The organism is Vibrio sp. 2304, from assembly GCF_033339475.1.
Lineage (GTDB): Bacteria > Pseudomonadota > Gammaproteobacteria > Enterobacterales > Vibrionaceae > Vibrio > Vibrio alginolyticus.
Genome location: NZ_JAWOUQ010000010.1, coordinates 69,374 through 82,928, shown reverse-complemented (window position 1 = coordinate 82,928; position 13,555 = coordinate 69,374). Strand labels below are relative to the sequence as shown.

Genomic DNA, 13,555 nt, shown 5'->3' with positions numbered 1-13,555 from the left:
GATAGTAGGTCGTTATAATTATTCAAATAGGCCTTGGCACCAACATCATTCACTATGGAGTTACCATGAGTAACCAAGCTGTAAATAAGGCACCATCATCGAAGCCGAGCGGGATGGAGCGCTTTTTAAACTTTATCGAGAGGACAGGTAACAAAATTCCTGATCCTGCGATTTTGTTCTTCTGGGCATTGATCATTACTTGGGCGGCGTCAGCACTTTTGTCGAATGTATCATTCGATCTTCCAAACCCTCGAACGGGCGAAGCTCTTACTATCACCAACTTACTTACGGGCGAAGCGCTAGCAAGTTTCCTTGCTAACATGGTGACGACGTTTACTGGCTTTGCGCCACTGGGTATCGTACTTGTCGCAATGCTAGGTGTGGGTGTTGCAGATTCTTCGGGCTTTATTACGACGGGTCTTAAGAAGATGCTGAACTTCACGCCAGCTAAGCTTCTTACTCCAATGCTTATTTTGGTTGCCATTGTATCGCATACTGCGGCAGATGCAGGCTATGTTCTGGTTATTCCTCTTGGCGGTATTATCTTCCATGCGGCAGGTCGTCACCCTTTAGCAGGTATTGCGGCAGCATTTGCAGGTGTATCTGGTGGCTTCTCTGCAAACTTTATCCCTTCAGGTATCGATCCGCTATTGGCTGGCTTTACGCAAACTGCGGCGCAGGTTCTTGATCCTGAATATGTGGTTAACCCATTAGCGAACATCTTCTTCACTGGCCTATCCTCTATCATTATTGTGGGGATTGGTTGGTACGTGACAGAGAAAATCATCGAGCCTCGTTTATCAAAAATGCCAATTGATGATGATGCGGAAACCGCGCCAAACCTAGGTTCATTTACTGAACTGGAATCAAAAGCATTCCGTTATGCAGGTTGGGCAATGATGGCGGGTATTGCTTTACTTGTTGCAGCGTTAATTCCAGAAACATCAGCACTTCGCTCGCCTGAAGGTGAAATTACTGCCTTCTCAGCACCGATAATGAAGTCTATCGTGCCGTTGATCTTTATTCTGTTTATCATTCCTGGTTACGTTTACGGTAAAGTGTCTGGAACGTTCAAGACCAGCAACGACATTATCAAAGCGATGGCTGATACTATGTCAACCATGGGCGCATACATTGTTATGTCGTTCTTCTGTGCTCAGTTCCTATCTGCATTTGCTCAGTCAAACATCGGTACGATGCTAGCGTTGTATGGCGCAGAAGGCTTAAAAGCGATGAACCTACCAGGTGAAGTGACCATCATCGGTATGATACTTCTAACCGCGTCTGTAAACCTACTTATTGGTTCGGCATCGGCAAAATGGGCTTTAATTGGTCCAATCCTAGTGCCAATGCTAATGGCGGTTGGTATCTCGCCTGAGCTGTCTCAGGCGGCTTACCGTGTGGGGGACTCTGTATCGAACATCATTTCGCCTCTAATGGTATTTTTCCCTCTTGTAGTGGTTTACTGTCAGCGTTATGTGAAGTCGGCTGGTATCGGTACGCTTGCGTCACTAATGATGCCATTCTCGATCGCAATGCTGATCGGTTGGTCTATCTTCCTAGTTGCTTATTGGATGGTAGGTATCCCGCTAGGCATTCAAGCTCCTTACACTTACACAATGTAAAAACGTGTAGGGTGTGAAAGCCGCTAATTGGCAGCCAAAAAGCGCAGGTCTTCGATCTGCGTTTTTTTGTTCTCGTAAAACGAACATCGATAGGCCTTGTAACTAGTTTTTTTGGAGTTGCAGACTTTGTCCCGTGATGTGTTGCTGTAGTGAAACCGAAGTTGGTGATAAAATTCCTGACTTCAATCGTTTTTTGTTTCTTTGGAGCCTCCTTTGTCTAACCATCCGTTTTCCCCTCAAGATGAATTGTTTATGCGCAGAGCGATGGAGCTTGCTGAGCAAGCAGAAGCTGAGGGGGAAGTACCTGTTGGCGCAGTGCTTGTCAAAGATGGTGAAATTATCGCTGAGGGGTGGAATCGCTCTATTGGTACTAATGACGCTACCGCACATGCTGAGATCCAAACGCTGCGTAAAGCAGGCCAAAAGCTAGAAAATTACCGCCTTCTGGATACGACGTTATATGTAACACTTGAGCCATGCCCAATGTGTGCCGGAGCCTTATTGCATAGCCGCGTTAAGCGGGTTGTTTTTGGAGCGCCAGATTTAAAAGCTGGAGCAGCAGGAACAGTGCTTAATTTGTTTGAAAGTCAAGCCGCTTACCATTACGCCTTAGTTGAAAAGGGGCTGCTAGAAGATGAGTGCCGCACTCAGCTACAAGCGTTTTTTAAGCGTCGCCGAAAGGAAATTAAAGCGAAGAAGCAAGCACAAAAAGCATTAGAAAATGGAGAGAGCGAACAAGGTAGTAGGAGTAGTGAGGGCTAGCAAACACCTACAACGTGGTAGATGTTTGCTTGGACGCACTAGTGATTGACTAAATGTACAAAAACACGATTACGTGAACTTACTTTCTTTTTCATACATGTCAGTTTACGTTTACGTCGGATAGCAGCTACTGTGTTATTTAAACGCTTTGACTGCACTCTACGTCTTCTCATATTCAAAACCTCCTGCAGACAAGACTTTTACCAGTAAAGTGCGGCTCATCGATGCTTGGCAATAGGCTCGATAATCGCACTAAACATTGTTGTATGGTTTAAACGTTCTTCATTTGACTTCTGCATTGCACAGAGCCAGCAAACAATTTCAATACGATGCTTAATAATAGGAGTGACGTTATTTCGGCAGAGTGTAGCCGAAAGCGCCGCTTCATCAAGTGAGCTAAACCATGTGGTTGTAAAGTAATCTGTTACAAAGCAATCAGTTTTACTAACGATGAAGAAAAGGCGACCAACCAAAGGAATGGTTGAGTGTGGTTGGTGTCACTCAGAATATTGGAGTCTAGATAAGTTTTCGTTAGGACTCAACAAAAATGACGAGCTTCATAGGCTCGTCATTTTTTAGTTTACCGCGGGTTTATTCTTCAATGCTTTCTTGTTCGGTGTCTTCTTCAACCGTGACGTCATAAGCGCCAGAGACTTGTTCTACGACGGTCTCTACTGCGCCCGATATCAAAATGTCGGGGTTGAGCGGCGGAATCACTTGCAAGTCATCGCTATTCTCATCAATCGCTGGCTGTTGGCTGACATGACCAATGATGGATTGGTAGTAACGTCGAATATTTTCTACGTAATTACGCGCTTCATCGCCTCTGGCGTACCCATAGCGAGTTTGGCTGTAATAGCGCTTCTGACGAAGTAAAGGCAGCCTGTCTTTTACATCGGCCCAAGCGTTCGGATCGCCACCTTGTGCTTTGGTGAGTCGTCGTGCGTCCATCATGTGGCCGTAACCAATATTGTATGAAGCTAACGCAAACCATATTTTTTCATGCTCGTTAATGCTATCAGGCACGCGACTTACAATACGACGTAAGTACTCGACACCACCACGAACAGATTGCTCAGGGTCTAAACGGTTTGTTACCCCGACGCTTTTCGCTGTTGGCAGAGTCAGCATCATCATCCCCCTAACACCCGTTGGCGATTTTGCTGTTGGTTTCCAGTGTGACTCTTGATAAGCCAATGCTGCAATTAATCGCCAGTCGAACTCTTCGCTGTATTTTTGGAATAAAGGTGCCCATTTAGGCAATTTGTCATCCAGAGCTCGAATGAATGCGCGAGTATCAACGTAGTCAAATGCTTCAATATGACCAATGTACTTTTCTTCGAGGGTGGACAGTTCTCCTGATTGTTTGATGTTACCGAAAAACTCTATCAGCATTGCATACAAGCTTTCGTCTTCAGAACGTCGAGTAAACCAAGACACAGGTTGATCTTCTGTAAGTTCGAACGCGAGCGCAAGATCGGGGTAAAGGCGTTGAGCTAGGGAAAGTTCCACCGAATCAGTCACAGTAAAACGTAACTCACCCTTCGATACGTATTTGAGTAAGTCTCTCGTGTCAGCATCACCAACAATTTCAAACTGAAGTTCTGGATACTGCTTCTTTAACGCTGTTAGGGTCGGAACATATTGCGATTGTTCAACGATCTTTAATGTTTGAGCGCCTGCATTTGTATCTTCGTCGGACTCGTCGTCTTTCGAGGCTTGGTATTCAATGAGTTGTTCGATATCACGTGGTCGAAGTTGCCCTTTTTTATATACCACTTGTTGGCTTACATAATAATAGGCAGGGCCTGGTCTAAATCGTTTGACTGCTTGTGACGTTTGATTTAAACCCGTAGCGATGATATCGATATCTCCTTTCTTAAGAGCAGGAAAAAGCTCAGCTTGGCGAAAGGCTGGTTTAATCTCGAGTTTGACGCCGAGCTGCTCCGCAAACTGACGCGCCAATTCGTAATCCAACCCTGCGGGACCATCGGGACCTATGTAGTAGGAAAGCTGATTGTTTAGCGTGCCAACACGAAGCACACCACGTTCTTGAATTTTTTCAAATTCACTTTTGGGCTCCGACTCAATCTGGCAAGCAGAGAGTAAAAGAACAGAAACTAAAATTAGAGCACTGCGCTTGAGCCGGTTGAAGTGACTTATTTGCATTAATAGGTACATCTTGGAAAATTTCTATTTGCCTTTATATCAAAGCGAGCTCATGGGGCAAAGTGAATCACACACTTATAACGTGACATTGTGTGTTTTATCGACATTTTAGTTGTAATTCAAATTTGACAAAAAAAATGACGCAAACGGTTGCTTTTGGTGTTACATCACAAAAACAATTACTATATAATGCGCTCGCAATGACGAGGTGGAATCGGCATAGGTTCGACAGGGCTTATTTTAAGTGTCTGAATTTATTCCAATATCACCTTAATCAATTGCATAAGAGACCTAAGCACATGAGAATTTTGCGTGGCTCCCCAGCTCTTTCTGAGTTTCGTGTTAATAAACTACTGGAACTTTGTCGTGAACAAGATCTGCCTGTAACTGGCATTTATGCCGAGTTTATGCACTTTGCCGATCTAAAGTCAGACCTTGATGACCAAGAGTTAGAAAAACTTGAAAAGTTACTAACTTACGGTCCAACCATCGAAGAGCATGAGCCTGAAGGTCTTCTACTTCTTGTCACGCCTCGTCCTGGCACTATCTCGCCTTGGTCTTCTAAATCTACCGATATCGCTGTTAACTGTGGTCTGGATAAAGTGAAACGTCTAGAGCGTGGTACGGCTTATTATGTCGAATCTTCAGTTGTTCTATCAGAAGCTCAAGCTGACGCTGTTAAAGCGTTAATTCACGACCGCATGATGGAAACAGTATTCACAGAATTTGAAGCCGCATCAGCATTATTTACTGTTGCAGAGCCTAAGCCTGTAGCACATGTTGATATCTTAGCTGGCGGTCGTCTGGCGCTTGAAGAGGCAAACGTTTCCCTTGGCTTGGCACTCGCAGAAGATGAAATTGATTACTTGGTAGAGAACTTTACTAAGCTTGGGCGTAACCCAAACGACATTGAATTGATGATGTTTGCTCAGGCGAACTCAGAGCATTGTCGCCACAAAATTTTTAACGCAGATTGGACTATCGACGGGGTAGATCAACCTAAGTCTTTGTTCAAAATGATCAAAAACACTTTTGAAACGACACCTGACTATGTGCTGTCTGCATACAAAGACAACGCAGCCGTTATGACAGGTTCTAAAGCGGGGCGTTTCTTCCCTGACCCTAAATCTCGTCAATACACGTACCACCATGAAGATACGCACATCTTGATGAAGGTAGAAACGCACAACCACCCAACGGCAATCTCTCCGTGGCCGGGCGCATCGACTGGCTCAGGCGGTGAAATTCGTGACGAAGGCGCGACGGGTATCGGCGGTAAGCCAAAAGCGGGTCTGGTTGGTTTTACAACTTCTAACTTACGTATTCCTGGTTTTGAACAGCCATGGGAAACCGACTTCGGCAAGCCGGGTCGTATTGTGAATGCGTTAGACATCATGCTTGAAGGCCCTCTTGGCGGCGCGGCATTCAACAACGAATTTGGTCGTCCAAATCTATTGGGTTACTTCCGTACTTACGAAGAAAAAGTCACTTCTCATGCGGGTGAAGAAATTCGTGGTTACCACAAACCAATCATGATTGCTGGTGGTATGGGTAACATCCGCGATGAACACGTACAGAAGAAAGAGATCCCTGTGGGTGCGAGCCTAATCGTACTTGGTGGTCCGGCAATGAACATCGGTCTTGGTGGTGGTGCGGCATCTTCCATGGCATCTGGTCAGTCAGCAGAAGATCTGGACTTCGCTTCAGTACAGCGTGAAAACCCAGAGATGGAACGTCGCTGTCAGGAAGTGATCGACCGTTGTTGGCAGTTAGGCGACGACAACCCAATCGCATTTATCCACGATGTGGGTGCAGGCGGTATCTCTAACGCATTGCCTGAACTTGTCGACGACGGTGAGCGTGGCGGTAAGTTCCAATTACGCGATGTACCAAACGATGAGCCGGGCATGAGCCCACTGGAAATCTGGTGTAACGAATCACAGGAACGTTACGTTCTAGCGGTAGCGCCAGAAGACATGGAAGCATTCGACGCCATCTGTAAGCGTGAACGCGCACCGTATGCAGTGGTGGGTGTGGCGACAGAAGAGCGTCATCTAACGCTAGAAGATTCTCACTTCGACAATACGCCGATCGATATGCCAATGGATATCCTGCTTGGTAAGCCACCGAAGATGCACCGTGACGCAACCACACTAAAAGTGGAAAGCCCTGCCATTGTTCGTGATGGTATTGAGCTTAATGAAGCGGTGGATCGCGTACTTCGTCTTCCTGCTGTTGCAGAAAAAACATTCCTAATTACTATCGGTGACCGAACAGTAACGGGTCTGGTTGCTCGTGATCAAATGGTTGGTCCTTGGCAGGTACCAGTAGCAAACTGCGCAGTAACAGCGGCAAGCTACGACACTTACCATGGCGAAGCAATGTCGATGGGTGAGCGCACGCCAGTGGCATTACTAGACTTTGGAGCATCGGCTCGCCTAGCCGTTGGTGAGTCACTAACTAACATTGCGGCAACAGACATCGGTGATATTAAACACACTAAACTGTCTGCGAACTGGATGTCTCCAGCGGGTCACCCAGGTGAAGATGCGGGTCTTTACGAAGCAGTGAAAGCGGTTGGTGAAGAATTGTGTCCTGCTTTAGGTTTGACTATCCCAGTTGGTAAAGACTCCATGTCGATGAAAACCAAGTGGGAAGAAAACGGCGAGAGCAAAGAAGTCACATCTCCACTGTCGCTAGTTATCACGGCATTTGGTCGTGTGGAAGACGTACGTAAGACCGTGACTCCACAACTACGCACTGACAAAGGAAATACTTCTCTAGTTCTTGTTGACTTGGGTAACGGCAAAAACCGCTTAGGTGCGACAGCATTGGCACAAGTATACAAACAGCTGGGTGACAAACCTGCTGACGTAGATAATGCAGAGCAGCTAAAAGGCTTCTTTGATGCAATGCAAGCGTTAGTACGTGATGACAAGTTAGTGGCCTACCACGATAAAGGCGACGGCGGTCTGTTTGTTACACTGGCTGAGATGGCGTTCGCGGGTCACTGTGGCGTAAAAGCGAACATCGCAGAGCTGGGTGACGATGCGCTAGCCGTTCTATTTAACGAAGAGCTAGGTGCGGTTGTTCAAGTTAAGAATGATGATCTAGATTCAGTTCTATCTACTCTGGCGGCAAACGGCTTAGAGGCATGCTCACATGTGATTGGTTCTGTTGAAGCTTCAGACGACTTTGTTATCACTTCTGGTGATGCAGTTGTGCTTGAACGTTCACGTACCGAACTACGCGTTATCTGGGCTGAAACAACGCATAAGATGCAAGGTCTACGTGATAACCCAGCGTGTGCAGACCAAGAGCACGAAGCTAAGAAAGACAACTCTGACCCTGGTCTAAACGTTAAGCTCAGCTTCGACGTAAATGAAGACGTAGCAGCACCGTACATTGCGAAAGGTGCTAAACCTAAGATGGCAATTCTACGTGAGCAGGGCGTTAACTCCCACGTCGAAATGGCAGCAGCGTTTGACCGAGCTGGTTTTGAAGCAACCGACATCCATATGAGCGATATCCTAACAGGCCAAGCGGTACTGGATGAATACCATGGCCTAGTAGCTTGTGGTGGCTTCTCTTACGGCGACGTACTAGGTGCGGGTGAAGGTTGGGCTAAGTCTATCCTGTTTAACGCACAAGCTCGTGAACAGTTCCAAGCCTTCTTCAACCGTGAAGAGACGTTCTCTTTAGGTGTATGTAACGGTTGTCAGATGCTATCAAACCTGAAAGAGCTGATCCCAGGTGCAGACTTGTGGCCACGTTTTGTGCGCAACGAATCTGAGCGTTTTGAAGCGCGCTTTAGTCTAGTTGAAGTTCAGAAATCTGACTCTGTATTCTTCGACGGCATGGTTGGTTCGCGTATGCCAATCGCGGTTTCCCACGGAGAAGGGCGTGTAGAAGTACGTGATGCAGAGCACCTAGCAGCGATTGAAGCATCAGGTACGGTTGCGGTTCGTTACGTGGATAACCTCGGTAACCCAACACAACAATACCCGAACAACCCGAATGGTTCGCCAAACGCGATTACCGGTTTAACAACAGCAGATGGTCGCGTAACTATCATGATGCCTCACCCAGAGCGCGTATTCCGCACAGTTGCAAATTCTTGGGCTCCGGAAGGTTGGGGTGAAAATGGCGCTTGGATGCGTATGTTCCAAAATGCCCGTAAGAATATCGGTTAATTAACCAAAGGTTAATCTAGCTTAAGTAAAGCGTTGGTTGAGAGACCAGCGCTTTCTTTTTTCTTATCACTCTTTTTTCTTCGTCGCTCTTTCTAGTGACTTGGCGAAACGTTGCTTTGTTCTGCCTCTTCTTTGTCATCTATTATCTAGCGTAAAAAACTTGCAGCGTTTAGATTACTTTTATGCTCTAATACCGCGCTTACCAAGGGATGGTGTTAAACAGCTCAGCTTAGATGGAGTTATCAAGTTGACCGAATCCCTGATTGATCCCTAAATCCCTTAGGAAATGAAAGAAATGTCTAAGAATCCAAAATTTGCTATCCGCGTCACTGAAAAACGTAACGGCTGGAGCGCAGAAATCACTCGCCAAGTGACATCTCGTAAGACTGTAGTATCAAAGCGTGAAACAGGCTTTGACAGCGAAGAGAAAGCACAAGCTTGGGCTGAACAAGAACTGGCTGGATTTATCCAAAACCAAGTGGTTCGTAACGAGCGTAAAGCAGCGCAACGTCAAGAGCGTGAAGCAGAACAACTAGCGGCAAAAGTTCGTAAAGAAGAAGCCCGCAAAGCACGTGAAATCGAAGTAGACACTGACGAAGAATAAGTTTAAATCGGTGAGATGGTGACGTTACCCATCAAACAAATAGTGAAAATGCCCTGAGTTTTGTCTCAGGGCATTTTTTATTTATATCGGCTAAAAACAATCCGACGATACGGACAAGCTAAACGTGCCGTCTTCAGGGGCTGCAAATTGTTTATTGCCAGGAAGAAGGTGAGGGTTATTAGCATAAGTGCGATGTGTCGATTTGACCTTTGCAGAATGTCTTTCCGGTAAATCAAAGTGTTGTAAGCCGTCAGATAGATCGTTTGCTTCACCGTAGTCGAAATGTGTTGCGACGTCTTTGGGCTGCTTGGCGTAACGACAGTGATCCGGCTTACCATCTTCGTGCCAAGTTAAAGAGTTAGTTTTTGCATCTAGATTCAGGTTATTTGCTGTTGGCTGTGCGTAAAAATCTTCTGAAACTTGGTGCTTGCTTTGTTCTTGTAAGTAGTCTGCAATGTTCTCAGAAGCTTGCGCTAGGCTACCTACAGGGAAGAAGCAAATCAGAAGAAGCCGTGTTTTTAGATTGTTCATAATGTGTATGCAAGCAAAAGGAAATGATAATACTGATAAATAAAACGGCGTGCAATTATGGCCATTGGATACGATATAACAGGGCAGTTAATGTCTGCCCTGCATCTTTTAGGTATGGTTAGTATTGATAAGTGAGGTGCAGTTTGACTTCGCGACCAGGCGAAGGCACGCCATTAGATAGGTATGCTTCGTAGTAACGATCGGTTAAGTTTTTCACAACCGCGCCAACGCTCAAGCCTTCGACTTGTTGTATTTCCCAAACCACGTAAGCGTTTTGTAGCGTGTATTGCTCACTTGGCGATTTCACTTTTAAATTGTTACCGCTTGCCTTGGTTTTGGTTTGCGCATCATACCAACGGACTTCCCAGCCCGTACGTAAACCAGGAATCCATTCGTAACCTAAACCCAGATTAATGTTTAATGGCGGTACATCAGGATGATCATCATCTGAACCTGTAGAGTCAGATAGGCTACCTTTGTTTTTGCCGCGAATGTAACTTGCTGAGAAATTACTGTAGAAATCTTCAATCCGGTATTGTGAAATTAGCTCAAAGCCATAGTTTTTAAAGCCATCTAGGTTTGTATTCCAGCTTTGTAACTCAGTAGTATTTTTGTCGAGGTTTTCGCCCGTTCGTATATCAACTGTGTCGCTAACATCGTTATAGAACATAGTTAACTCTGTTGCGAGGTTATCGCGAGAGTTCACCAGCCCTTCCGTTAAGTTGATAACGCTTGCTTGATAAGCATGGATACGAGACACGTCCAGATTCAAAGCAGTAGCCGTAGCGGTAGCTCGCGCATATTGCACTGAGTAGATGTTATCAACGGTTGGTGCTTTTAAAGCGTAGGCGTAGGAGGCGTTTAAACGCGTATTATTGCTCGCATCAAAGTCGATATCCAAACGTGGGCTAAAGCCTTTATGCGTCGTTTCACCGTAGTTATGTCCGGCAGCTGGATCATTATAATCCGGCGCAGCGTTCCCTTTTCCTTCACTCTTGATGTATTCGTAACGCAGAGAAGGTGTGATTGTTAGGCGCTCTGTTGCTTGATAGTGATCAGCAATGTAAGCGGCATAAATTGACTGCGTGCCAGATGGTTCGTAGTAAGGGGTGTACCAACCGTAGTTTTTCGCTTCATTACTGTCGTATGATGCGTTGAATACTAACGAGTCTCTATCGGTTTTTTGATATTGAAGCCCAGTGACTAGAGTGTGGTCTCCGAATTGCGCTTGGTTAAACACATCAACGTAATCACGCTCGTAACTCAGCCATGACTCATGACCGTAACTGCCAACAGAAACGAACATTTTCTCGAATGCTACGTCAGGGCGAACCCAATGACGATCGTTTTCGGAACGTGCCATTTTGATATTGAAATCAATATACGGGTTAGTCGGCATGTAGTGGTAAGAGATGGTCGTGGTGTTGTCCGTGTATTTGTTATCGACGGTGTAAGCGTATTGGGCTTTTTCTAATGAGCCGTATTTCTTGATATTGTATTCGGTGATGTTAGGCATTTTTCCGCGGCGGTTAGCCCAAGGTTTACGACCTTCATCTTTGTAGCGAGTGTGGCTAATTTCAAACTCGTGATCGTTGTTTTCATAACCGACCTTTACGAGCATGTTTTCTTGCTCATAACCTGAGTAATCCAGCGTTTCACCACCTCCGACTTTAATGTCATCAGAATCTTTTACCGAGCCATTCGCTAGAAAATAAAAACCAGTATCGTTTTTACCATAGAGTGTTAGCGTGTAGGCGTTCTCATCGCCGTTGGTGTTGTATGCACTTGAGATGCGGGCACCAAAGTTTCTTTCGCCGTACAGGAGATCATCGACACTTTTGGTTTTAATGCGAATGGAGCCACCAAACTTCCCGTTGAGTGCTCGATAGTCGTGCGCGCCCTTGATAATTTCTGCTTCGCCAATTAAGAACGGATCAAAAAAGAAGGTACCGTAGCGGTATTGTTGAAAGCCAATTGGAGCGCCATCGACAAAGACGGCGATATCGCTTGGATCATCAAAACCACGAATGTTAATACGTTCGCCACCAGAACGACCGCCACCATCTATTGATGCACCGGGAACGGCATCGATCATTGAGGCAAAATTAGAGTACTGTTGCTCTTCAATCTCTGACCAATTAATGGTGGTTTGCGCAGGCTCAGCAATGGTAATAGGTTTGGCATAACGAACGCCTATGACTTCAAGCTCTTCATTTGGCGTTGTCTCAGCATATGAATAAAGAGGGAAGAGCAAAGCCAGTGAAATGAGATTTACTTTGAATGGATGACTTATTAATCGTTTCATATTGATGATTTATAGTGTTTTTATGAAGCTCGGATTATAAGAACATTATTACGATTAATAAATGATAATGAGATTAATTATCAAATGTGTTTTTGCGATGGATTGTAAAGTTTTTTATCCATTCGTGGAAACTACGATAAGTATCGTTAGCGTACATAAAACAAAAAGCTCAGCATCATGGACGCTGAGCTTATTGGCTTTAAACAAGATAGTGCGAGCACTGTTGCTCCTTTTGAGCTAATCAGGCGCCTACTTGGTAGGAATTACTGAGTTTCTAACGGTATCTGTCCGGTTGTCAGCGGCTCGGCATCGAATTCAGTGAGGCCTTCAATATAGCTTTCGACTGCTTGCTCTAAAGCATTATCACCTTGGTTAAAATAGGCAAGGTGGAAAATTGCATCGCCTTCGTTCACCAATGGTAATGTTTGTTGACCGATAACCAAACCACGCTTCGGGGCTTTTAGTTCTATCTCATCATGACCAAGAGGAGAGCTAATATAAGCGAGCGTTTCACCCTGTTCTACTTTGTCTCCCAGATTAACGACAGTACGCAAAATGCCGTTACCTGACGCGCGAACCCAGCTGGTGGACTTCGCTATGATAGGCTCAGGCAGCTTTTTCCTGCTCGCACGCAACATACCAATGGCTTGCATTACGCGCCGAACCCCGAGTACACCAGCGCTGATCGAAAGTGGATCAAAACGCAATGCTTCGCCAGCTTCGTAGGTGAGCACTGGAATATCGCATTTTTCTGCTTCACTGCGTAAAGAGCCATCACGCAATGCTGAATCAACAATCACTGGCGTTGCAAATGCTTGAGCAATACGCAGAGTTTCTGGGTTGCTTAAGTTTGCGCGGATCTGTGGCAAGTTCGTGCGATGAATTGCCCCTGTGTGTAGATCCAAAATGTAGTCACAACGCTTGGCAATGTTGTTAAAGAACCCGTGTGCCATACGAGATGCAAGTGCGCCTTTTTCACTGCCAGGAAAGCAACGGTTGAGATCTCGTCGGTCGGGCAAGTAACGAGATTTATGGATGAAACCAAAAACGTTAACGATAGGTACTGCAATGACAGTGCCTTTCAGTTTTTGTGGATCCAGTTGGTTAATGATCTGACGAACGATTTCTACGCCATTAAGCTCATCACCATGGATAGCGGCATTCACCATTAACACTGGTCCTTCTTGTTTCCCATGGATGATTTCCACAGGAATAGATAAAGGCGAATGTGTATATAGCTTCGCTGCTTCAAATTCGATCTCTAATCGTTGTCCTGGTTGTATTTGATGTCCTAAGAGCTCAAACACTTTGCTTTTTTTACTTCTGGCCATAAACCATCTCTGTCAAATGCGTCATCAGCAATGTA

General features: G+C 45.5%; 8 protein-coding genes. 4 read left to right on the top strand and 4 right to left on the bottom strand.

The annotated features are described in order from the left end of the window. Nucleotides 1–65 precede the first annotated feature (65 nt). Nucleotides 66–1,625 (top strand): AbgT family transporter, encoded by a 1,560-nt coding sequence (locus R7P64_RS18080; RefSeq protein WP_017635695.1) that lies wholly within the window; start codon nt 66–68, stop codon nt 1,623–1,625. Between the two features lie 213 nt (nt 1,626–1,838). Further along, nucleotides 1,839–2,387: a tRNA adenosine(34) deaminase TadA gene (gene tadA, locus R7P64_RS18075; protein WP_031780849.1), complete on the top strand. Its 549-nt coding sequence runs from the start codon at nt 1,839–1,841 to the stop codon at nt 2,385–2,387. Nucleotides 2,388–2,978: 591 nt separating this feature from the next. Here tadA and mltF read toward each other — a convergent pair. Then, nucleotides 2,979–4,556: a membrane-bound lytic murein transglycosylase MltF gene (gene mltF / locus R7P64_RS18070; RefSeq protein WP_318123789.1), complete on the bottom strand. Its 1,578-nt coding sequence runs from the start codon at nt 4,554–4,556 to the stop codon at nt 2,979–2,981. Nucleotides 4,557–4,855: 299 nt separating this feature from the next. Between mltF and purL the strand changes: the two genes are divergently transcribed. Further along, the gene (gene purL / locus R7P64_RS18065; protein ID WP_318123787.1) at nt 4,856–8,749 is read left to right on the top strand and encodes a phosphoribosylformylglycinamidine synthase; all 3,894 of its coding nucleotides are present in this window, start codon (nt 4,856–4,858) and stop codon (nt 8,747–8,749) included. A gap of 295 nt (nt 8,750–9,044) precedes the next feature. Continuing rightward, a complete protein-coding gene (locus R7P64_RS18060) occupies nt 9,045–9,353 on the top strand; it encodes a DUF3622 domain-containing protein (protein WP_005381600.1) in 309 nt (102 codons plus the stop codon). Nucleotides 9,354–9,443: 90 nt separating this feature from the next. Here the strand turns inward: R7P64_RS18060 and R7P64_RS18055 are convergent, their stop codons facing one another. The 3 genes from R7P64_RS18055 to R7P64_RS18045 form a co-directional block, all read right to left on the bottom strand. Then, the gene (locus R7P64_RS18055; protein ID WP_005381599.1) at nt 9,444–9,884 is read right to left on the bottom strand and encodes a hypothetical protein; all 441 of its coding nucleotides are present in this window, start codon (nt 9,882–9,884) and stop codon (nt 9,444–9,446) included. 118 nt (nt 9,885–10,002) lie between these two features. Next, nucleotides 10,003–12,189: a TonB-dependent receptor domain-containing protein gene (locus tag R7P64_RS18050; RefSeq protein WP_318123785.1), complete on the bottom strand. Its 2,187-nt coding sequence runs from the start codon at nt 12,187–12,189 to the stop codon at nt 10,003–10,005. 263 nt (nt 12,190–12,452) lie between these two features. Then, nucleotides 12,453–13,520 (bottom strand): succinylglutamate desuccinylase/aspartoacylase family protein, encoded by a 1,068-nt coding sequence (locus R7P64_RS18045; RefSeq protein WP_017820600.1) that lies wholly within the window; start codon nt 13,518–13,520, stop codon nt 12,453–12,455. Nucleotides 13,521–13,555 lie beyond the last annotated feature (35 nt).